Source organism: Streptomyces sp. NPDC102283, from assembly GCF_044766265.1.
Lineage (GTDB): Bacteria > Actinomycetota > Actinomycetes > Streptomycetales > Streptomycetaceae > Streptomyces.
The window spans coordinates 247,913-268,921 of record NZ_JBIWLQ010000007.1 but is presented as its reverse complement, the minus strand read 5'-3'; the positions used below and the strand labels follow the sequence as shown (position 1 = coordinate 268,921).

Annotated in this window: 22 protein-coding genes; 13 read left to right on the top strand and 9 right to left on the bottom strand. The window is 72.6% G+C overall.

Annotated features, from left to right (window positions below):
- Positions 1–46: 46 nt before the first annotated feature.
- The 6 genes from ACIRJT_RS16660 to ACIRJT_RS16635 all read left to right on the top strand — a co-directional run bounded on the left by ACIRJT_RS16660 (position 47) and on the right by ACIRJT_RS16635 (position 5,195).
- Positions 47–250, top strand: a complete 204-nt coding sequence (locus tag ACIRJT_RS16660; RefSeq protein WP_403909593.1) for a hypothetical protein — start codon at positions 47–49, stop codon at positions 248–250.
- 132 nt (positions 251–382) lie between these two features.
- Positions 383–1,183 carry a VOC family protein gene (locus ACIRJT_RS16655; RefSeq protein WP_403909590.1) on the top strand — a complete coding sequence of 267 codons (801 nt, stop codon included), beginning with the start codon at positions 383–385 and terminating at the stop codon, positions 1,181–1,183.
- A gap of 197 nt (positions 1,184–1,380) precedes the next feature.
- Complete coding sequence (locus ACIRJT_RS16650; RefSeq protein WP_403909587.1) at positions 1,381–1,776, top strand: molybdopterin-binding protein; 396 nt, start codon at positions 1,381–1,383, stop codon at positions 1,774–1,776.
- A gap of 39 nt (positions 1,777–1,815) precedes the next feature.
- On the top strand, positions 1,816–2,640 hold the full coding sequence (gene modA, locus ACIRJT_RS16645; RefSeq protein ID WP_403909584.1) for a molybdate ABC transporter substrate-binding protein: 825 nt from the start codon (positions 1,816–1,818) through the stop codon (positions 2,638–2,640).
- 122 nt (positions 2,641–2,762) lie between these two features.
- Entirely contained in the window at positions 2,763–4,718 is a 1,956-nt protein-coding gene (locus ACIRJT_RS16640) for an ABC transporter permease (protein ID WP_403909581.1), read from the top strand.
- Between the two features lie 111 nt (positions 4,719–4,829).
- A complete protein-coding gene (locus ACIRJT_RS16635; RefSeq protein ID WP_007447979.1) occupies positions 4,830–5,195 on the top strand; it encodes a PH domain-containing protein in 366 nt (121 codons plus the stop codon).
- A gap of 18 nt (positions 5,196–5,213) precedes the next feature.
- Here ACIRJT_RS16635 and ACIRJT_RS16630 read toward each other — a convergent pair whose 3' ends face one another.
- Positions 5,214–5,984, bottom strand: a complete 771-nt coding sequence (locus ACIRJT_RS16630) for a peptidoglycan recognition protein (RefSeq protein WP_403909578.1) — start codon at positions 5,982–5,984, stop codon at positions 5,214–5,216.
- 170 nt (positions 5,985–6,154) lie between these two features.
- Here ACIRJT_RS16630 and ACIRJT_RS16625 point away from each other — a divergent pair, with 170 nt between their 5' ends.
- Together ACIRJT_RS16625 and ACIRJT_RS16620 are read left to right on the top strand one after the other, a co-directional pair.
- Positions 6,155–7,657 (top strand): APC family permease, encoded by a 1,503-nt coding sequence (locus ACIRJT_RS16625; RefSeq protein ID WP_403909575.1) that lies wholly within the window; start codon positions 6,155–6,157, stop codon positions 7,655–7,657.
- A 1-nt stretch (position 7,658) separates the two neighbouring features.
- Positions 7,659–8,084 (top strand): universal stress protein, encoded by a 426-nt coding sequence (locus ACIRJT_RS16620; protein WP_403909572.1) that lies wholly within the window; start codon positions 7,659–7,661, stop codon positions 8,082–8,084.
- A gap of 26 nt (positions 8,085–8,110) precedes the next feature.
- Here the strand turns inward: ACIRJT_RS16620 and ACIRJT_RS16615 are convergent, their stop codons facing one another.
- Together ACIRJT_RS16615 and ACIRJT_RS16610 are read right to left on the bottom strand one after the other, a co-directional pair.
- On the bottom strand, positions 8,111–9,337 hold the full coding sequence (locus tag ACIRJT_RS16615) for a cation:proton antiporter (protein WP_403909569.1): 1,227 nt from the start codon (positions 9,335–9,337) through the stop codon (positions 8,111–8,113).
- A gap of 37 nt (positions 9,338–9,374) precedes the next feature.
- Entirely contained in the window at positions 9,375–10,919 is a 1,545-nt protein-coding gene (locus ACIRJT_RS16610; RefSeq protein ID WP_403909566.1) for an alpha/beta hydrolase, read from the bottom strand.
- A 246-nt stretch (positions 10,920–11,165) separates the two neighbouring features.
- On the opposite strand from ACIRJT_RS16610, the gene ACIRJT_RS16605 reads away from it, so the two are divergent.
- Positions 11,166–12,251 carry an acyltransferase family protein gene (locus tag ACIRJT_RS16605; RefSeq protein ID WP_403909563.1) on the top strand — a complete coding sequence of 362 codons (1,086 nt, stop codon included), beginning with the start codon at positions 11,166–11,168 and terminating at the stop codon, positions 12,249–12,251.
- A 45-nt stretch (positions 12,252–12,296) separates the two neighbouring features.
- On the opposite strand, the gene ACIRJT_RS16600 is transcribed toward ACIRJT_RS16605, so the two are convergent.
- From ACIRJT_RS16600 to ACIRJT_RS16580, 5 genes are all read right to left on the bottom strand, one after another.
- Positions 12,297–12,509, bottom strand: coding sequence for a hypothetical protein (locus ACIRJT_RS16600; RefSeq protein WP_403909560.1), 213 nt, complete (start codon positions 12,507–12,509; stop codon positions 12,297–12,299).
- Positions 12,510–12,560: 51 nt separating this feature from the next.
- Entirely contained in the window at positions 12,561–12,923 is a 363-nt protein-coding gene (locus ACIRJT_RS16595) for an SCO5918 family protein (protein ID WP_056702005.1), read from the bottom strand.
- 148 nt (positions 12,924–13,071) lie between these two features.
- Entirely contained in the window at positions 13,072–14,652 is a 1,581-nt protein-coding gene (locus ACIRJT_RS16590; RefSeq protein ID WP_403909557.1) for a DEAD/DEAH box helicase, read from the bottom strand.
- Between the two features lie 245 nt (positions 14,653–14,897).
- A complete protein-coding gene (locus ACIRJT_RS16585) occupies positions 14,898–15,101 on the bottom strand; it encodes a cold-shock protein (RefSeq protein WP_403909554.1) in 204 nt (67 codons plus the stop codon).
- Positions 15,102–15,459: 358 nt separating this feature from the next.
- The gene (locus tag ACIRJT_RS16580; RefSeq protein ID WP_359626828.1) at positions 15,460–15,807 is read right to left on the bottom strand and encodes a MerR family transcriptional regulator; all 348 of its coding nucleotides are present in this window, start codon (positions 15,805–15,807) and stop codon (positions 15,460–15,462) included.
- A 393-nt stretch (positions 15,808–16,200) separates the two neighbouring features.
- Between ACIRJT_RS16580 and ACIRJT_RS16575 the strand changes: the two genes are divergently transcribed.
- From ACIRJT_RS16575 to ACIRJT_RS16560, 4 genes are all read left to right on the top strand, one after another.
- A complete protein-coding gene (locus ACIRJT_RS16575) occupies positions 16,201–16,776 on the top strand; it encodes a hypothetical protein (RefSeq protein WP_403909550.1) in 576 nt (191 codons plus the stop codon).
- A gap of 10 nt (positions 16,777–16,786) precedes the next feature.
- Positions 16,787–17,374 (top strand): toxin, encoded by a 588-nt coding sequence (locus tag ACIRJT_RS16570; protein WP_403909547.1) that lies wholly within the window; start codon positions 16,787–16,789, stop codon positions 17,372–17,374.
- Positions 17,375–17,440: 66 nt separating this feature from the next.
- A complete protein-coding gene (locus tag ACIRJT_RS16565) occupies positions 17,441–18,712 on the top strand; it encodes an MAB_1171c family putative transporter (protein WP_403909544.1) in 1,272 nt (423 codons plus the stop codon).
- Positions 18,709–19,323 carry a hypothetical protein gene (locus tag ACIRJT_RS16560; protein WP_403909541.1) on the top strand — a complete coding sequence of 205 codons (615 nt, stop codon included), beginning with the start codon at positions 18,709–18,711 and terminating at the stop codon, positions 19,321–19,323. Before ACIRJT_RS16565 ends, ACIRJT_RS16560 begins: the two co-directional genes overlap by 4 nt.
- Positions 19,324–19,376: 53 nt before the next feature.
- Here the strand turns inward: ACIRJT_RS16560 and ACIRJT_RS16555 are convergent, their stop codons facing one another.
- Complete coding sequence (locus ACIRJT_RS16555; RefSeq protein WP_403909538.1) at positions 19,377–20,849, bottom strand: ParB-like protein; 1,473 nt, start codon at positions 20,847–20,849, stop codon at positions 19,377–19,379.
- Positions 20,850–21,009 lie beyond the last annotated feature (160 nt).

Sequence of the window (21,009 nt, the reverse complement as noted above, 5' to 3'; positions counted from 1 at the left end):
AAGGGAAAGACTTTCCAAAATCTCCGGCCCCGCCTATCGTGAATGAATGGCCAGCAAAGAGCGTGACACCCGACAGCGGGCCGCTTTCATGTGCCCGACCTGCAAACAGCCCGTCCCTTCCGAGATCCACCGCCACAAGTCCCTCGGGATCTTCGTCCCCGTCTGGCGCGCGGGCCCCTGCGAGAACCCCGACTGCGCGGACCACGCCGCCGAGGAGCGGCCCGCCAGACACCGGACCGACTCCTCCTGACCGGGAGCCCCTGCCCTCTCAGCCCGCCGCCCGACGCGCGGACCGGCCCCCCGCTGACTAGCGTTGCCGGTGCGGGCAGGGGGCCCGTACGGGTGGGGCCGAGGACAGGGACTCCAGGGAAGGACCGGCGTCATGGCTGTACAACCCGAGGGCACCCCGTGCTGGGCGGACGCCATGTTCGCCGATGTCGAGGGCGCCAAGAGCTTCTACGGTGACGTGCTCGGCTGGACGTTCGGCGAGAGCGCGTCGGAGTTCGGCGACTACACGCAGGCCTACGCGGGCGGAAAGGCCGCGGCCGCCGTCGTCCCGCCGATGCCGGGCGCGGAGGACCGGTCGGCGTGGTGCCTGTATCTCGCGTCGCCGGACGCGGCGGCCACCGCGGCGAAGGTCCGCGCGAGTGGCGGCGAGGTGCTGATGGAGCCGATGCGGGTCGGCGACTTCGGCACGATGGCACTGGCCCGCGACCCCGGTGGAGCCGTCTTCGGCATCTGGCAGGCCGGCCGCCACGAGGGGTTCGAGACGGAGATGGGCGCGCCCGGCGGGTACTGCTGGGGCGAGGTCTTCACCCGGGACCCGAAGAAGGTGGACACGTTCTACCCGTCGGTCTTCCCCTACACCGTGAGGAAGTTCGACGACGAGTCGATGGACTTCTCCATGTTCGACGTCCGGGGGGAGACGGTCCTCGGCCGGATGGCGATGGACGACGACTTCCCGCCGGAGGCGCCCGCGTATCTGAACGTGTACTTCGCCGTTCCGGACTGCGACGCCGCCGCGGCGAAGGCGACCGAGCGCGGCGGGGTGCTGCGGTTCGGGCCGGTGGACAGCCCGTTCGGCCGGTTCGCGACGCTCAGCGACCCGCAGGGCGCCTGGTTCACCGTGATCGACGTGACCACCACCGAGGGCGAGATGCCGGCGACGAGCCCGGTGACCTGACCCGGGGCCGTCACATGTACGGGCCGCGACCGGAGAACCCGGCGCGGCCCGTACGCGCGCCCTCGACGGGCTCCGTACATGCGGCCCGCACGGTCCCGCGCCCGCACCCGTACGTTCCTCCGAGGCCTCTCGCACATGCGATGGATCATCGTCCAGAGGATGGTAAATGCCAGCCCAAATGGCCTAGCGTGTTGCACATGCAGTCCTACACAATCGGCCAGGCGGCACGACTTCTCGGGGTCAGCCCCGACACCGCACGCCGCTGGGCGGACGCCGGCCGGGTCGCGACCCATCGCGACGAGGCCGGCCGCCGTCTGATCGACGGCCGCGCGCTGGCCGCCTTCTCGATCGAGGTCGGCCAGGGCACGGAAGGCGAGGACGAGGCCGCGTACACCTCGGCCCGCAACGCGTTCCCGGGCATCGTCACCGCGGTGAGACTCGGCGACGTCGCGGCCCAGGTCGACATCCAGGCCGGTCCGCACCGGCTCGTCTCGCTCCTGACCCGGGAGGCGGTGGAGGAGCTGGGGCTGGAGGTCGGCATGCGGGCGACCGCCCGGGTGAAGTCGACCAGCGTGCACATCGACCGCGTCTGAGACCGGCCGACGACGAGCATCCAAGGAGCCCAGACCCTCATGTCCCCGATGATCAACCACCGCCGTGCGATCAGCCCCCGCCGCGCGGCCGCCGCCGTCCTGACCACCGCCCTCCTGATCCCGCTCGCCGCCTGCGGCGACGACTCCGGCTCGGCCGAGGACAAGGGCAGCGGCCCGGCGGCCGCGACGGGCGCCCCGAAGGCCGACCTGACCGTGCTGGCCGCCTCCTCCCTGACGGACGTCTTCAAGGCGGCGGGGGCCACGTACGAGAAGGAGAACCCGGGCACGAAGGTGACGTTCTCCTTCGCCGGCTCCCAGGAACTGGCCGCCCAGGTCAAGCAGGGCGCCCCCGCCGACGCCCTGGTCACCGCCGACACGAAGACGATGGACGGCCTCTCCGGCGACACCGGGAAGCCGACCGTCATCGCCAGGAACCGCCTGGTCATCGCCACCGGCGAGGGCAACCCGGAGAAGGTCGGGGGCCTGAAGGACCTCGCCGACCCGAAGCTGAAGGTCGTCCTGGCCGCCCCCGAGGTGCCGGTGGGCCGCTACAGCGCGCAGATCCTCGACGCGCAGAAGATCGAGGTGAAGCCGGTCTCCCAGGAGCCCAACGTCCGCGCGGTCCTGTCCAAGGTCTCGCTCGGCGAGGCCGACGCCGGGCTCGTCTACAGGACCGACGCCGCGACCGCCACCGACAAGGTCGACGCGATCGACATCCCGGACGAGCAGAACGCCATCGCCTCCTACCCGGCCGCCACGCTGAAGACGTCGAAGCACGGCGAGGCCGCCGAAGCGTTCGTCGCCTGGCTCTCCACGCCCGCCGCGCAGAAGATCCTCCAGGGCGCCGGCTTCCAGCAGCCGTAGCCGCACCCCGCCGGCACCGGTCACCGCACCCCGCCCCGGCAGACCCGTACCGCCCGGCAGACCGTCCCGTCCGACGGGCCTGCCGGGCACCGCACCGCACTCCGAGTCCGACGAGGTCACCCATGAGACGTCCCGGCCGCCGCACCGCAGGGGCCCGCGCACCCCTGCTGCTGACGGTGCCCGCCCTGCTGGCCGTGGCGTTCCTGATGCTGCCGCTCGCCGGAATCCTGGTCCGCACCTCCTGGGGCGAGCTCGGCGCCCACCTCACCGCCGAGGCCACCACCGAGGCGCTGCGCCTCTCGCTGCTGGTCTCCCTGTGGGCGCTCGGGCTCTCCCTGCTGCTCGGGGTGCCCCTGGCCTGGCTGCTGGCCCGGGTGCCGTTCCCCGGCAAGGCGTTCGTGCGCTCGCTGGTACTGCTGCCGATGGTCCTGCCGCCCACGGTCGGCGGCGTCGCCCTCCTGCTGGCGTTCGGGCGGCGCGGGCTGCTCGGCCCCTGGCTGGAGGACACCTTCGGCGTCACGCTCCCCTTCCACACCTCGGGGGCCGTGCTGGCGGCGACGTTCGTCGCCATGCCGTTCCTGGTCATCTCGCTGGAGGGCGCGCTCGGCGGGCTGCGCCCCCGGTACGAGGAGACCGCGGCCTCACTGGGGGCCTCGCCGGTCCGGGTGTTCCTGACCGTGACGCTGCCGATGGTCGCCCCAGGACTGATCGCCGGAGCCGCCCTGACCTGGGCGCGGGCGCTCGGCGAGTTCGGCGCGACCATCACCTTCGCCGGGAACCTCCCCGGCACCACGCAGACCCTGCCGCTCCAGGTCTATCTGCTGCTCCAGGACTCGCCGGAGGCCGCCACCTCGGTCTCCCTGCTGCTCCTGGCCATCGCGATGATCGTCCTGATCGCGCTCCGGGGCCGCTGGACCGGCACCCCGGGCGACCACCGGGGCCCCGTGAGCCGGGCGTCAGCCCACCCGGAGGAACCGGCGGCCACGGTCCCGGACCCGCTCCCGGCCCCCGCCGCCGACCCGCTGACGAAGGTCGTGCCCGAGGCCTGGCCGCTGCACGCCGACGTCACCGGCTTCACGCACCTCACCCTGGACGCCCCGGGCTCCACCACCATCGCGGTGGTCGGCCCCAACGGCGCGGGCAAGACGACGCTCCTGCGTGCCCTCCTCGGCCTCACGCCCCGCGCGCACGCCGCCCTGCGCCTCGGCGACAGCGACGTCACCGGACTCCCCCCGCACCGCCGGGGCGTCGCCTGGGTGCCCCAGGACGGCGCGCTCTTCCCGCACCTGAGCGCCCTGGCCAACACGGCGTACGGGCTCCGCGCCCACGGCGTGCCCCGCGCCGCGGCCCGGCGCGAGGCCCAGGACTGGCTGGACCGCCTCGGGGTGGGCCACCTGGCCCACCGGAAGCCCGCCCAGCTCTCCGGCGGCCAGGCCCAGCGGGTCGCCCTGGCCCGCGCGCTGGCGGCCCGCCCCCGCCTCCTGCTGCTGGACGAACCGCTCGCCGCCCTCGACCAGACCACCCGGGCCCGGGTGCGGCACACCCTGCGCGGGCACCTCGCGGACTTCGGCGGGGTCTGCCTGATCGTCACCCACGACCCGGTCGAGGCGGTCTCGCTGGCCGACCGGGTCCTGGTGCTGGAGGACGGCCGGGTCCTCCAGGACGAGCCGCCCGCCGAGGTCACCCGCCACCCGCGCTCGCCGTGGGTGGCCCGGATGCTGGGCCGCAACGCCTGGCCCGGCACCGCCACCGCCACCGGCCTGGCCCTGGAGGGCGGCGGACACCTCGTGGTCGCCGAGCCCCTCCCGGCGGGCACGGACGCCCTCGCGGTCATCGCGCCGGAAGCCGTCTCCGTACACCGGGAGAGGCCCACCGGCTCCCCCCGCAACGTCTGGCCCGGCACCGTCCGTGAGATCACCTCGGGCGGCAGCCGGCTGCGGCTGCTGATCACCTCCGCCGAGGCCCCGGACCTGGTCGCGGAGATCACCCCGGGGGCCGCCGCCGACCTGGGCATCGCCGACGGAAGCACCGTCTGGACCAGCGTGAAGGCCACCGAGGCGACGGCCGTCCCGCTGTAGGCGGGAGGTGTCGGCCGCGACGGTCCGGGAACCAGAACCCCACCGCACACGTACTCCCGTACGACGCGGCAGAGAAACACGCGACGGAGAACACGGAGAAACGGGGACCTCATGGCACTGTTCGGCAACGCGCACACGATCAATCCGGCCACCGCCCAGCAGGACTACGCGCGGCTTCTCGGGCAGGGCGAGCAGGTGCACGCGGCCTTCCTGCTGATCCGCGACACGATCCTGTTCACGGACCGGCGGCTGATCCTCGTCGACAAGCAGGGCATCACCGGCAAGAAGACGGAGTACCACTCCGTCCCGTACCGCAGCATCACGCACTTCTCCGTGGAGACGGCCGGGACGTTCGACCTCGACGCGGAGCTGAAGATCTGGATCTCGGGCAGCGCGACCCCGCTCCAGAAGACGTTCACCAAGGGCGTCGACATCTACGAGGTGCAGGCGATACTCACCCAGTTCGTCGCCCGGTAGCCCACCCGCGCGGGAGCGTCAGACGTACGGGCGCAGCCGGGCCGCCGCCGAGTGCCCGGGGGCGGCGGCGCGCAGCTTCGCGGCGCGCTCCCGCAGCTCGGGCAGCAGCCCGTAGAGCGCGTCGCCGGGGCAGCGGGTCTCGAAGCTGTCGCGGTGCCCGGAGATGACGTGCAGCCGGGCCACCTGGCCCTCGTCGAAGCGGCTCTCGTCGTTCGTCGAGACCAGGTCGACCCTGCCCAGCGGGTCCGCCCCGGGCCGCAGTTTCCAGGCGGCCAGCTTCACCAGCGCGTCCATCATCGGCTTCGGGACCTCGGCCCCCGCGCCGAAGTTCCCGATCGCCGCGATGCCGACCGTGTCGGTGTTGAACCCCTTGGTGTGCGCGCCGAGCACCGAGCGGCCGACCCCGCCGGCGCGGCCCTCGTAGATGGTGCCGCAGCGGTCGACGAGGAAGTTGTAGCCGATGTCGTCCCAGCCGTCCTGCCGGATGTGGTCGCTCTGGACGGCCCGGATCAGGTCGGGGGCGTCCGCGCAGTCGTAGTCGTTGGGATTGCCGGTGTGATGGACGAACACCGCCCGCGCCGCGCCCGTGTAGTGCGGCCCCTCCCGGACCAGCTCCTCGTCCGCGTCCCATTCCCGGCGGCTGATGACGCCCGGCTGCGGCAGTCCGCGCGGCGGGCGGGGTCCGGAGGCCAGCTCCGCGCCCGGCGCGTGGAACGCCGGGCCGTCCCCGAACACCAGGAGGGCCAGGGGCAGGAGGAGAGCGCCCAGGACGAGTCGGCGGGACCACATGCACTCCACCCTGCGGTCTGACCTCCGGCTTCGCAGAGGAGCGGGCCGTTCGGGTGACGCACCACCGGCTGAGGCGTTTCGTCCGGAATGCGGGTATCGCCGGGGCTTCCTACGATGAGATCCGGACCATCGCCCGCTCCCGGCGGGGATGCCCGGCGGAGCGAGGAACCATGGCCCACGACCATGTGCGGGACGCGTCGGCGGTCGGCCTCAGGCGAGACGCGATCGGGTTCGTCGACGCCCTCGTCATCGGTCTCAACGCGACCTCTCCGGCGTACTCGCTGGCCGCCGTGATCGGCCCGGTCGTCGCCCTGGTGGGGATCTACGCCCCGGGCGTCATGTTCGCCTCGTTCGTGCCGATGCTGCTGATCGCCTCGGCGTTCTACTACCTGAACAAGGTCGACCAGGACTGCGGCACGACGTTCTCCTGGGTGACCCGGGCGATGGGCCCCTGGGCGGGCTGGCTGGGCGGCTGGGCGATCACCATGACCGGTGTCCTGGTGGTGGGCTCGCTGGCCGACGTGGCGGTGAGCTTCACCCTGCTGGCGGTGGGCCTGGACGGCTGGGTCGACAACGACGTCGTACGCCAACTGCTCACCGTCCTCCTGATCATCGTGATGACCGGGCTCTGCGTCATCGGCACCGAGCTGTCGGCGAAGGTGCAGAACGTGCTGATCCTCCTCCAGATCGCGTTCCTGCTGGTCTTCGTCGTGGTGGCGCTCTACCAGGTGTACGCGGGCACGACCGGCTTCGACTCGATCGAACCCTCCCTCGGCTGGCTGAACCCCTTCGGCGCGGGCGGGGCGGCGCTGACCGGCGGGCTGCTGCTCGGGGTGTTCATCTACTGGGGCTGGGAGTCCGCGGTCAACCTCACCGAGGAGACCGAGAACTCGGCGAGCGCCCCGGGCAGGGCGGGCCTCTGGTCCACCGTCGTCCTCCTGGTGACCTATCTGTCGGTCGCCATCGCGGTCGTCGCCTTCGCCGGCACGGCGTTCCTGGCGGAGAACGCGGGCGAGGAGGAGTTCGTCTTCGCCCAGCTCGCCGGGGACGTCCTCGGCGGCTGGGACTGGATCCTGCTGCTGGCGGTGGCCACCTCCGCGATCGCCTCGACCCAGACCACGATCATCCCCGCGTCCCGGACCGCCCTGTCCATGGCCCGCCGGCAGGCACTGCCGCGGCACTTCGGGCACATCAGCCCCCGGTTCCGCACCCCGGACGTCAGTACGTGGTGGGTCGCCGGAATCGCCATCGCCTGGTATCTGGTGGTCAACCAGATCTCCACCAACGCGCTCTTCGACTCGCTCACCGCACTGTCGCTGCTGATCGCCTTCTACTACGCGCTCACCGGGGTGGCCTGCGCCGTCTACTACCGGCGCCACCTCACCGAGAGCGTGCGCAACTTCCTGCTCATCGGCCTCGGCCCGGTGGTCGGCGCCGGGCTGCTGACCTGGCTGCTGGTGCGCTCGGTCATCGACATGTCCGACCCGGCCAACTCCTACAGCGGCACCTCCTGGTTCGGCCTCGGCCCGCCGCTCGTCATCGGCATCGTGATCTCCCTGGTCGGCGTGGTCCTGATGGTGGTGTGGCGGCTGCGCGACGCGGTGTTCTGGCAGGAGCGGCCGGGGGTCGCCGACCCGGACCTGGTGCACGCCCCCGCCCGGAAGGGGCGTTGAGATGTCGGTCGTCCTCGGCTACGACGAGTCCCCCGGCGCGGCCCGCGCCCTGCGCATCGCCATCGAGGTCGCGGCGGCGTACGGGGAGGAGCTGGTGCTGGTCTACGGGGCCGCGGCCCCCGGGCTGCGCGACGGGGCGGAGTACCGCAGCCACCACGAAGCGATCCGGCAGGCCGGCCGCACCGGCCTGGAGCACGCGCTCGCCGCGGCCGAGGAGGCGGGCGTACCGGCGAGCGTGGAGGTACTGGACGAGAGCCCCGCGCAGGCCCTCCTGGAAGCCGCCGAACGGCACGGGGCCCGGGTCATCGTGGTCGGCACCTGGGGCGAGAGCCCGATGCGCGGGGCCCTGCTGGGCTCGACCCCGCACAAGCTGCTGCACATGTCGACGGTCCCGGTCCTGTGCGTACCGACGGAGGACAGACCCTGAGTACCGGCCCCAGGAGGCGCGGGACCTCACCACGCCTCTCCGGTCTCCGCCGTCCGGCCCGGGACGGCCTTGCCCCCGTCGCCCTCCTCCCGTCGCAGCAGCCGGAACGCCACCAGGGGGAACACCAGCACCGACACCATCGCGGCGGCGACCAGCGCGGCGGCCTCGCCCGCCCCGATCACCTTCTCGTCCAGGCCGATCGCGGTGATCGCGACCACCAGCGGCAGACAGGTGGACGCGAACAGCCCGAGCGCGGACCGTGAGGCACGCCCCGTCAGGTCGCGCGGGGCCAGCAGATACGCCGGGACCCCGCGCACCAGCAGGAACAGCAGCAGGAAGACCGGCAGGAGCAGCAGCGGGCGCCCGCCGTCCAGGAGCGCCGCGAGGTCGAAGTCGATACCGGTGACGATGTAGAAGAACGGCACGAGGAAGCCGAAGCCGATCGCCTCGATCCGCTCCAGGATCTCCCCGCTGCGCTCGGGCACCGCCCCCTGGAGGACGAGCCGGGTCAGCATCCCGGCGGCGAACGCGCCGAGCAGGGTGTCCAGGCCGAAGACGTGGGCGAGGCCCAGCATCCCGGCGAGCAGCAGCATCACGAAGCGAACCGCGAACTGGCCGCTGGAGTGCAGGGTCACGGCGATGAGCCGGGCGAACCACGGCGGCCGGGGCCGCATCGCCCAGAACACCGCGCCCACCGTGACGACCGCGAACACGGCCAGCACCGCGCTCGCCGCACCCGGGCTCCTGCCACTGAACAGCAGGGCCATGGCGATGATCGGGCCGAACTCCCCGACCGACCCGAACGCCATCACCACCGACCCGAACCGCCCCTCCAGCCGCCCCGAGTCCCGCAGGATCGGCAGCACCGCGCCCAGCGCCGTACTGGTGAGCGCGGTGCCGATGACCAGGCTCTTCGCCAGGTCCGCCCCGCTGAGCAGCAGGGCGACGCCGAGCCCGGTGGCGAACGAGAGGACCCACGCCCCGCCGGCCCGGCGCAGCGTGTCGCCGCGGACCTCGGCGAACCGGATCTCGTAGCCCGCGAGGAAGATCAGCATCGAGAGCCCGAGGTCGGACAGGGTGTCGATGACCTGGTCGTGGTGGGCCCAGCCGAGCACATCGGGCCCGGCCAGGATCCCGAGGACGATCTCGAAGATGACGACGGGGACCGGCAGCCACCGCCCGGTCGCGTAACCGAGCAGCGGGGCGAGAACCGCCAGGGCCATGATCAGGACGAGGGTCCCGGGGTACTCCATCGCTCGTGTATAGCAAGGAACACCCCGGAATCTACCGTTATGACACCCTGTCGGACGCTGCCCGGTCCGGGCAGTGGGCATCCCGGGCGGGCCGCTTCCCGGTCACCAGGAAGTCGCTGACCACCCGGTCGCCGCAGGCGTTGCCGTTGCCCAGGTACATCCCGTGCCCGCCCTCTCCGACGGTGACCATCCTGGCCCGCTCGCCGAGCGCCGCCCGCATCCTCAGGGCTCCGGCCAGCGGGGTGGCCGGGTCGCGCAGGCTCTGGATCATCAGGATGTTCGAGGGGCCCTCGTCGGTGATCCGGGTGGGCCTCGGCTCCTCGTCGTACTTCCAGAAGGCGCACGGGGTGATGTTCACCGGCATCCCGGCCGTCAGCGGATACCGCGCCCGGTCGGCGGCGACCCGGCCGGCGTACCCGGAGGCCGGCCGGGGCCAGCGCACGTCGTTGCAGACCACCGCCATCGTCAACGCCGCGTCCTCGTCCGGCAGCGCGCCCGCGAGCTCCCGGGGGAGCGCCGGACGGGCCTCCGGATCCTGCGCCGACCGGATCAGCCGGGCCAGCGGGGCGAACGCGGAGTCGCTGTACAGGGCGAGCTGGAGCGCCTGCCGCAGCCGGTTCCCGGTCAGCGGGACGCCGGGCACGTCCGACTCCTTCGGCACCCGGTCCAGCTCCCCGGCCAGCGCGAGGAACAGCGGCTCCACCTCCTCGGCACGCCGGGCAAGCCGGAGCCCCTCGGCGTCCCGGGCGGGGTCCGCCGCCCACGCCGCGAAGTCGGGGAAGCGGTCCGCGGCGCCCGGCGCCATGTTGGAAAGCCAGCCGTACGCCACCCGCGCCGGGTCCGGGTCGCCGGTGCTGTCCAGGACCAGCCGGTCGACGCGGCGCGGGTGCTCCTGCGCGTACACGGCCCCGACGTAACTGCCGTACGAGGAGCCCCAGACGGAGACCTTCCGCTCGCCCAGGGCGGCGCGGAGCCGGTCGATGTCGCGGACCTCGTTCCGGGTGGTGAGGGACCGCAGCTCCGGACCGCCGTCGCGGGCGCAGGCGGCGGCGGTGCGGCGGGCGCGTTCGACGTTCTCCGCGATCGAGCCGTCCGCCGCGGGCCAGGAGCGCAGCGTCACCAACTGCCGGTCCGCCTCCGGGATTCCGCAGCCTGCCCGGGTGGACCGGCCGACCCCGCGCGGGTCCAGGCTGACCAGGTCGTACGCCCCCTCGGTCGCCGCCCGCAGCGCCTCGCCCTTCTGCGCGAGGCGCTGGACCCCCGAGGAGCCGGGGCCGCCGGGGATCACCACCAGCGCCCCGCGCCGGGCCTCGGGCCGGTCGGTGCGCAGCCGGCTGACCGCCACGTCGACGGTGCGCCCGCCGGGGGCGCGGTAGTCCAGGGGAACGCGGAGCGTCGCACACTGCTGCCCGTCGGGAACGGGCGTCCCCGGCATCGGGTCGCAGGCCCCCCAGCTGAGCGGAGGTGCGGCGGGGCCCGTCGGGCGGCTGTGCGCCACGGGCGCGCCGACGGCGGTCAGCGTGCCGGCCGCGGCGGCGGCGGAGACGGTGAGAAGTAAGGCCTTCCGGGTCCAAGTCGTCATGGACGAAGCCTTGTCGAACCGGGGAGCGATGCCCATCCGGGAGCCCGGTGGGCCGGGGTGGGGGCACCCCCAGGCCGACCCCCCGGGCAGGCCCCCGCCCCGTCCGGCTCCCGTTCCCCCGCATCGGCGTACGGACCTGCCGCACCTGGACGCCGAGGGGAGCGCGGAGCCGTCCGAGCGGGTCACCCGGAGGTGATGAGCGCCACAGTGGGCGGACGGAACGCCTCCGCGTTCTAGGGTGTCAGGATGCCCTCCCCCCTGACCTCCGAGCAGCCGCACCCCACCGCCGCTGCCGGCGCCCCGGCGACCGGAAAGCCGCCGTCCGGCGGCCGGGACCACTTCTTCGACAACGCGAAGTACCTGGCGATCGTGCTGGTGGCGATCGGACACGCGTGGGAGCCCCTGCCTCCCGGCCGCCTCGTGGAAGCCGCGTACACCTTCGTCTACACGTTCCACATGCCGGTGTTCATCCTGATAGCGGGCTACTTCTCACGGAACTTCGAGCTGCGGCCGGACCGGGTGTGGAAGCTGGTCACCAGCCTGCTGGTGCCCTATGTCCTGTTCGAGATCCTGTACACGCTGTTCCAACGGGCGGCACGCGACCCGGACTACGCGCTCTCGCTGCTCCAGCCCTACTGGCTGCTGTGGTTCCTGCCCGCCCTGTTCTTCTGGCGGCTGTCCACCCCCCTGTGGCAGTCCGTGCGCTTCCCGGTGCTGGTCTCCGTCGCCGTCGCCGCCCTGGCGACGGTGTCGCCGGCCGCCGACGGAAGCCTGCAGATCCAGCGCATCCTGCAGTTCCTGCCGTTCTACGTACTGGGCCTGCGGCTGCGCCCGGAGCACTTCGCGGCTCTCCGCTCCACCTGGGTGCGGGTCGTCTCGGTGCCGGTGTTCGTGGCGGGGATGCTGCTGGCGTACTGGCTGGTGCCCCGGACCTCGACCTCGTGGTTCTTCCGGAAGAACAGCACCGAGGAGTTGAACGTCGCCGAGTGGACGGGCCCGACCGCCACGGTCCTGCTGTTCGTGGCCGCGATCGTGCTGGGCGCGTGCTTCCTCGCCTGGGTGCCCAAGGGCCGCAGCTGGATGACCACGCTCGGCACCTGCACGCTGTACGGGTATCTGCTCCACGGCTTCGTCGTCCGGGGTCTGCGGTACGGCGGCTTCTACGACGACCCGTTCTTCGACACCACGCTGGGCACGGTCGCCGTCACCCTGGGCGCGGTCGCCGTCATGACCCTGCTGTGCACGCCCCCGGTCCGGCGGCTCCTGCGTCCGCTGCTGGAGCCGCGCATGGAGTGGGCCCGGCAGAAACCACCGGCCGCCCGCGCGTCCTGAGACGCCGAACGGCCGGAAAGGGTCTTGGAAGGGTCCGGGGGAGGGTCAGTCCACGATGATGTTGTGGCCGAGGACCGCGACGTGCTCCAGCACGTCCTCCAGCGGATCGTCGATCTGGCCCGTCGAGATCAGGGCCACCTGCGGGCCGTTGTGAGCGTTGGTGTGCGTCTCGTCGGCGTGCGCGGCGGTGGCGGGCAGCATGGACGCCACCACTGTCACGCCTAACGCGGTCAGCTTCCTCATCATGGCGGCGATCATCGCACGCCCCGCGACGCCCGAAGCCGGCGTCGCGGGGCGGGGAAGCAGGTCTCAGACCCCGTCGGCCCGGGGTGCGGACACCGCTCCGGGAGCCTCGCTCCGCGCCTCCGCCGGAGTCCCCAGGAGCGCGGAGGCCGTCTCCAGCGGGGTACGGGCGGGGGCCGGCGCGGGCACGGCCGACTCGGCGGTACGGCAGGTGAAGCCGAGCTTGGACAGCGCCCGGACCACCTCGGCGGAGCTGAAGTCCCGGCGGTCCTGCCGGGTGATGACCTCACCCACCTGCTTGACGGGGTAGACCCGGCGGCTGATGACCACCGCGTCGCCGGTGACGGGTTCGGGCTTGATGCCCTTCATCGAGTCCTCCACCTCGTTCTTGAACAGATCGAAGGGGAAGCGGGCGATGACACAGCGCATGGTTCCTCAACAGGGGGTCGAGTGCACGGAGACGTGTCGAGTGCACGGAGGGGACGTGGAGGGCCCGGACGAGGGGCCCGGTGCACGCGCCGGCGGAGGGATCGCCGGGCGTACGGGGCGGCCGGCGGCGGACCGCCGGCCGCACGGATCACGCGGCGCGGTTGTTCCGGCGCTGCGCTGCGGCCGCACGGGCCTCGGGCGTCGGCAGGCCGGGACGGCGGCCCCGGGCCGGAGCCGCGCTGCCGCCGCGCTTGGTGCCGCGGCCCATGAACGCGCCGCCGCGGCCGCTGCCGCGCTCCTTGGCCGGGGCGGAGATGACGACCGGGACGCCGGAGGGGGCCTGCGCACCGGTGATCCGGCTCAGCTCGGCCTCGCCGGAGCGGACCTGGGCGATCTGCGGGGTGATCCCGGCGTCCGCCATCAGCCGGGTCATCTCGCGGCGCTGGTTGGGCAGCACCAGCGTGACGACGCTGCCGGACTCCCCGGCGCGGGCGGTACGGCCGCCGCGGTGCAGGTAGTCCTTGTGGTCGCTCGGCGGGTCCACGTTGACGACCAGGTCGAGGTTGTCGACGTGGATGCCGCGCGCCGCGACGTTGGTGGCGACCAGCACCGTGACGTGCCCGGTCTTGAAGCGCTCCAGGGTGCGGGTGCGCTGCGGCTGGGACTTGCCCCCGTGCAGCGCCGCCGCCCGGACCCCGCTGTGCAGCAGGTGGTCGGTGAGCTTGTCCACCGCGTGCTTGGTGTCCAGGAACATGATCACGCGGCCGTCGCGGGCCGCGATCTCCGTCGTGGTGGCGTACTTGTCCGCGCCCTGGACGTACAGGACGTGGTGCTCCATCGTCGTAACGGCGCCGGCGGCCGGGTCGACGGAGTGCACGACCGGGTCCTTCAGGTACGTCCGCACCAGCAGGTCGACGTTGCGGTCCAGGGTGGCCGAGAAGAGCATCCGCTGCCCGTCCGGGTTCACCTGGTCGAGCAGCTCGGTGACCTGCGGCATGAAGCCCATGTCGGCCATCTGGTCGGCCTCGTCGAGGACGGTGATGGTGACCCGGTCCAGTCGGCAGTCGCCGCGCTCGATCAGGTCCTTGAGGCGGCCCGGCGTCGCGACGACGACCTCGGAGCCACCGCGCAGCGCGCTGGCCTGGCGGCCGATGGACATGCCGCCGACCACGGTGGCGATGCGCAGCTTCAGCGACCGGGCGTACGGGGTGAGCGCGTCGGTGACCTGCTGGGCCAGCTCCCGGGTGGGGACGAGGACCAGGGCGAGCGGGCGCTTGGCGTCGGCGCGGCGGCCGGCGGTGCGGGCCAGCAGCGCGAGGCCGAAGGCGAGCGTCTTGCCCGAGCCGGTGCGGCCGCGGCCCAGGACGTCCCGGCCGGCCAGCGAGTTCGGCAGGGTGGCCGCCTGGATCGGGAAGGGCACGGTCATGCCCTCGGCGACCAGCGCCGCCTTCAGCGGTGCGGGCATCTCCAGCTCACCGAAGGTCTCGGCGGCGGGGAGGGCCGGGGTGACGGTCACCGGCAGGGCGAACTCGCCCTTGACGCCGGAGGCGGAGCGGCGGCCGTAGCCACCGGACCGGCCGGATCCGCCGGAGCCGCCGGACCGCTTGGGTCCGCCGCCGAAGCCCGCGGCGCGGCGCTCACCGCCGCCGCCACCGGAGTAGCGGGGCGCGCCGCCGGAGCGGGTGCGGGAAAATCGGTCGTTCGAGCGGGGCGTGCGTTCGCGGTTCATTCAGAACCTTTCCTCGATGGGGCACGTATCGAGGGATTCTTTTTCGGGAAGCGACCGTGAACGGCACCCAGAATCGCAAGAACGAGCCGATGAAATGACAAAAGAAAACGAAGCCCGGCCGCCGGGAAACAGTTCACCGGACGCGGCTTCGTCGGGGGGCGCGCAGAGCGGGCCCCGGAAACGACAACGAGCCGGGGCCCGCACCCCAAGGTGCGGGCCCCAGCTGCGCAGTACTACCTGAGTGATCAGGCGGGGGTGATGTTCTCGGCCTGCGGGCCCTTCTGGCCCTGCGTGACGTCGAAGTTCACCTTCTGGCCCTCCTGCAGCTCACGGAAGCCGGAGGCGCTGATGTTGGAGTAGTGGGCGAAGACGTCGGCGCCGCCGCCGTCCTGCTCGATGAAGCCGAAGCCCTTTTCCGCGTTGAACCACTTCACGGTGCCAGTAGCCATGTCATATCTCCTTAGGGGCAGAGCCCGCGGGCCCACACTGTGCGGACCCCACGTCGCCGCGATGATTACCCCGTCCGGAAGAACACCGGAAATACAAAAGTGTGCCCGCCGACATCCGACCGGCAAGAACACTTGAAGTTTTTGGGAACCACAACTGCAACTGAGATCAACACTAGCACGATGGACCGGGAGAGGAGGGTGCCTAATATCACCGGCCGTGTCGGAACAGACCGGGAAGAGAAAAGCCTCATCGCGCATTGCGCGAAATTCTGTGCTGGCGAATGCAGATATCTCCTCGGGGTCGCGCGAGACCCCGCGCGACCCGCGGCGCGGCCCCCATCGGCGCCGTCGGCGTCCGTCAGCGCTCGGCCGGGCCGCCGGAGCGGGCGGACCGGCCGCGCAGCTCCTCGTTGAGGCGCAGCGCCTCCTCCAGCTGGTCCTCCAGGATGACGATGCGGCAGGCGGCCTCGACGGGCGCGCCGGCGTCGACCAGGTCGCGGGCGCGGGCGGCGATGCGCAACTGGTAGCGGGAGTAGCGGCGGTGGCCGCCCTCGGACCGCAGGGGGGTGATCAGCCGGGCCTCGCCGATCGCCCGGAGGAACCCCGGCGTCGCACCGATCATCTCCGCGGCTCGCCCCATCGTGTAGGCGGGGTAATCGTCGTCGTCGAGCCGGTCGGTGGCGTGCGAGGGGGTCTCCGGGGGCATCTGCACCTCTTCCGTCACGCGCGACCGAAGGAGCCGGGCGCCGTACGCCTGCGGGGTGCGCCTCTGCTGCGTACACCTGGTTCACGTGACTGCACAAGAAATCCTAATCGCCCGGCAAGTTCATGTCTATCGCGGCCGGAACAGATTTGGGCCACCGGGAAGGACGCGGCGGACGCACTCCCGCGGATCACTGACCGACCGGTCAGTTGTCGCCGGGAGGACCGTGGGGCCATAATGCACGCGTAGCCCTTCACGCATCCCCCGTCGTGAAGGGCTACACCCCTGTCCGGAGCCCGCTCCGGGCCCCGCGGGGCACAGGATCATTCACGGGCAGGGGACTCCCCTCGTGGTCCCCTGCCCGTGTTTTTTCGAGTTAACAGTGACGTAGAGTGTTTGCGCAAGCTCAGTTCCGACTCCGAGGTGATCGTGGAGGCCCGGATGACCATGGACGACGGCGACGAACGCGGTCCGCAACCCGTCGAACCCCCCGGTCCGGACGAGCTTCCCCGCCTCGGCTCGCTGCGGGAAAAAGTCGAGTACATGGTCGAGAAGACCTTCCCCGGCCAGAAGATCTCGGGCCGGGTCTTCGCCGAGCTGGTCCGCGACCGCGGCGGCTCGCTGTCGCACAGCTACTTCTCCAACATCCTGGCCGGCAAGGTCACCCAGCCCTCCGAGGACATCCTCAAGGCCCTCGGCCTGGGGTTCGGCGTGGACTGGCGCTTCTTCAAGGAGGAGTCCGAGGTCGTCGACGACGTCGTCGCCGGACTCCAGTTCCTGGCCAAGCGGCGCACCGGGGAGATCAGCGGCCTGGCCGGCCGGGGTCTGGACGACGACGGGCTCCCGCCGGAACTGCTGCGGTTCGCCCTGTCCCTGCTGGAGGACGCGGCCCGGGAGAAGGACGGGCCGGAGGGGGAAGGCGGCGGCAGCGATTCCGCCGTGAACCGCCGCCCGGCGGGTCCGGCAGCGTAGCGTCTTGGTCATGTCCCTGCGGAAACTGCGGAGAGAGTGCGAGGCCGGGCTCGCCGACCTGCCCATCCCTGTTCCCTTCACGCTGGACCAGCTCGTCGCCAACATGGAGGAGGCGAGCGGGCGCACCATCCGGCTGCACGAGATGCCGGACCGCCTCGCCCGCGTCAACGCCGCCTGCGGGCTGCGCCTGAAGGCGGGCGGCACCAGCCTCGTCCTCTACCGCCGCAGGCCGACCGCCTACCAGACCCAGCACGTCATCCTGCACGAGCTGTGCCACGAGTGGTTCGACCACGGGACGACGCTCGACGCGGAACAGCTCCGCTCGCTCCTCCCGGTCTTCGACACCTCGCTGATCGCCCGGATGATCTCCCCGGCCGCCGCCGCGTCCTTCGCCTCCGGCGGGGGCACCGTCCAGGCCCGCGCGCAGTACGCGACCCACGACGAACGTATGGCCGAATTCGGTGCCTCGCTGATCCCCCGGATGGCGCGGGACCTCACCACCGATGACATGGTGGGGCGGCTGGACAACTCCCTGTCCCGTCCGGTGGCCCACCGACGGCGCGGTCTCTTCCCCGGAAGACGGTCCGGCGACGCCTGACACGTGCCACCGTCCCACCCGCGGGCCCCACACCCCGCGCTCCCGACCCCGAGGACGAACACCGCCGTGACCCCCCTCGATCTCGCCGGCTACCTGATAGCCGGCCTGATGACGGCCGTTGCCCTGTGGCGTATGCCCGCTGCCCTGTGGGGCGACGAGGAGGACCGCAGACGGCGGGCCCTGTGGGGCTGCTACGCCGGATTCGCCATCGCCCTGTGGACGAAGACCGAGGTGGTGCGCATCGGCCTCAACAACAGCGCGATCACCGACCTCGCCGTCCTCATCAAGCACTACACCGCCACAGTGGCAATTCTGGCCATCCTCGGCTACATCGTGGCCATCTACGGCAGCTATCCCGAAGACGGCGCGGTCCCCCGCCACGTACGGTTCGCGCGGCTCGTCCAGAAGCTGGCGGCCAAGGCCTCCGTCGCCACACTGATCCTGCTGACCGTCCTCTTCTTCACCGTCGTCGACCGCTCCGAGCCCTCGGACCGCTTCGTCTCCGACCACGCCGGGGAGTGGGGCGCCACGCTCTACATGAGCGTCTTCTACCTCTACCTGGGGGCCGCGTCCGCCGTGTGCGCCTTCCAGTGGGCGCTGGCCACCCTCGACACCCGGCGGCGCCATCTGCGCATCGGGCTCGGGATGATGACGTTCGCGATGTTCATCGGCGTCGGCTACACCGTCAGCCGCACCCTGTTCCTGTGGATCAGCGTGGTGGACGAGCCGGGCGAGGCGTTCGCCCTGCGGTTCGACCAGGTCACCGAGGCCGCGCAACTGGTGCTGTTCGCCTTCTTCGCCCTCGGCGCGTCCGTCCCCGCCTTCGCGGCCGGCGCCCGCCGGGCCCGGCTGTGGCGGGCCCAGGTCCGGCTGCACGCCCTCTGGTACGAGCTGATGGCCGCGTTCCCGGACCAGCCGTTCGACCCGCCCGCACCGCTGGCCCGCGAGCTGACCCGCTTCAACGTCCCGGCCGACCTGCGGGTGGACCGCTGGGCCGCCGACATCGCGGACGCAGCCGAGAAACTGCGCCACTACGTGCCCGACGGGCTGCTCGCCGCCGCCGGAAGGGCCGCCGCCCGCGACACGGACGACCCGCGCAGGACCGAGTCCCTCACGGACGCCTACTGGATCCGGGCCGCCCTGCTCGCGAAGGACTCCGGCGCGCCCGCCGGGGCGGCCGCGACGGTCGCCGCCCAGCACGCGGCGGACCAGGACGGCGAGGTGGCCCGGCTGGTCCGGGTCGCCGCCGCCTACCGGACGGTCGACGAGGAGCGCGCCCGCGCCGTCCTCGCGGCCGCGACGGCCGACACCACCCGCACGACGGAGACGAGCGCATGACCGGCACCACGACCGGCGAGGGGACCCCCACCGCCTCCGCCCGCACGGCCTCCGCCGCGCGCACCGTCACCGACGTCCTCCAGCCGCGCAACGTCCTGCTGGCGGGCATGCTCTCCATCGGCCTGGCGGCGGCGGGCGACTGGACGGGGCTGCTCTGGGGCTTCCTCGGGGCGCTCTGCGCCGGGCTGATCCCGGCGGGGTACATCGAGTGGGAGCGCGGGCGCGGCACCTGGGGCGACCGCCATGTGGTGGACCGCACCAAGCGGGCGCCGATCTTCTTCGTCATCCTGGGCTCGATCGGCGCCGGCTCGGTGGTGATGGTGCTGGGGAACGCGCCCACCGGCATCCTCGTCGCGATGCTCGGGCTGTGGGTGATGACGATCGGCCTGCTGGCCGTCAACACGGTGTGGAAGATCTCGGTCGACTCGGCGGTGGCCTCGGCGTCCGTCTCCCTCCTCGCCGTCGTGCACTCCCCCTGGTGGATCGCCGCGTACGCGGTGACGGCGGCGGTCTGCTGGTCCCGGGTCGCCCTCGGCTACCACACCGTCGCCCAGACCGTGGCGGGCGCGGGCCTGGGCGCGGCGACGACGGTGGCGTACGTGCTCGTCTGAGGGCGACCGGGTCGACGTCACCGGATCCGTGTCACCGGATCGGCGTCACCCCGTCAGAGCGCGGCGCACTGACCGGTGCGCGGTCCGCCCACCTCGCCCGCGCGGCCCGTGTCGTCCACGCCCGGCCGGTTGCCGGAGCACACCAGCGGGCCGGTGACCGTGTTGGCGGCGAACAGCACGCCGCCGGTGTTGCCGGTGAGCACGACGGGCCCGGCGACCGTGTTCGCGGTGCAGCCCGGACCCCCCACCCGTACGGGACCGGTCGTGCGGCTCACGGAGACCGGGCCGCCGACGTGCGAGCCGCAGAGGTGGACCGCCGCCGCCCGGTCGGCCTGGAGCGGGCCGTCCAGCGTGGAGCCGGTGACCACGAGTGCCGCTCCGGGGCGGACGACGACCGGGCCCCGCTGGGCGGCGCGGTCCAGGCAGGTGACGCCGCTCGTGACGGTCAGCGGTCCGGTGCGGGGGCCGGTGACCGTGCGGGTGCAGGCGGGGGCGGGCAGGACGCGGGCCTTGTAGTCGAGGGCCTCGGCGAGCTTGCCCGGCTTGGGGTCGCTCAGCGGCCTGCCCAGCTTGGCGAACTCCCCGCCGGTCTCCTTCTTGCCGCCGTTCCACTCGTCGATCCGGCCGAGCTGGGCGGCGGTCCTCCCGTCGTCGACGACCGCGTCGGCGTCCAGGGCGGCCATCGACTTCGAGGCGCCCTTCACCAGGTCGAGGTAGGGGCCCGGGGCCGTCAGGTCGTACGCGCTCGTGTCGTGCTCGCCGCGCAGCCACGACCCCCAGGAGAACTCCAGGAACTCCGTGGCCCCGTCCGGGACCTCGTAACCGATGTCGCGGGTGAAGTAGACGAGGCTGCGGTACGGGTCGTCGCGGAAGTGCGTGATGCCGAGCCGGTCCGGCAGCCGGTCGACGCCGAGCGGCCGGTTGTTCCCGTCGCGCAGCCACACCTTCTTCTGCTCGGTCATCCGCTGCCAGAAGGCCGGGGTGGACAGGGAGCTGAAGTTGTCGGTGACGCGGAGCCGGATGCGCAGGTCGGCGGAGCCGTCGGGGCCCTCCAGGAAGGAGGTCAGCGTGTGGTGCCCGTCGGTGAGGTACAGCTTGCCGCCGGGTCCGACCACGGCCGTCTTCATCGGGGCGATCGTCCCGGCCGTCTCCTGCCCGACCGGGACGGTGCAGGAAAAGCTCGACGGGTCGTCCAGCCGGGCGCCGGGACCGGCCGTGGCCGCCTCCTCCTGGCCGTTGGTCTCGCACCAGTCGTCGAACCGCTTGTTGACGTCGCCCGCCGCCTCGTCACGGTCGCCGCCGTACCGGCCGAGCTTGTAGAAGACCTGGTCGAAGCCGAGTACGGCCTGCGTCGGGTGCAGCTCGCCGAGACGGACGTCGATCAGGTCCCCCGGCTGCGCGCAGACGCGCGGCAGCGGCCCGCTCCCGGTGCACGGGTCCGCGGCGGCGGCTCCCGTGCCCGCACCGGCCACGACCGTGCCCGCCGCCAGCGCCCCGGCCAGCAGCAGCGCGCCGCTCCTCGGCATCCGTGGACCCCTTGGCATCCGTGCCCCCGCCCTCGGTCTGTTCATGGACGTTCCCTCCCGCGTGATGGTCTTCCGCAGGGACGATCGCAAGGCGCGACGACCCCCGCGCGGACGTGGTGTGAACGAGGGATGACGCCGGGGCGCCACGGCGGGACGGGGC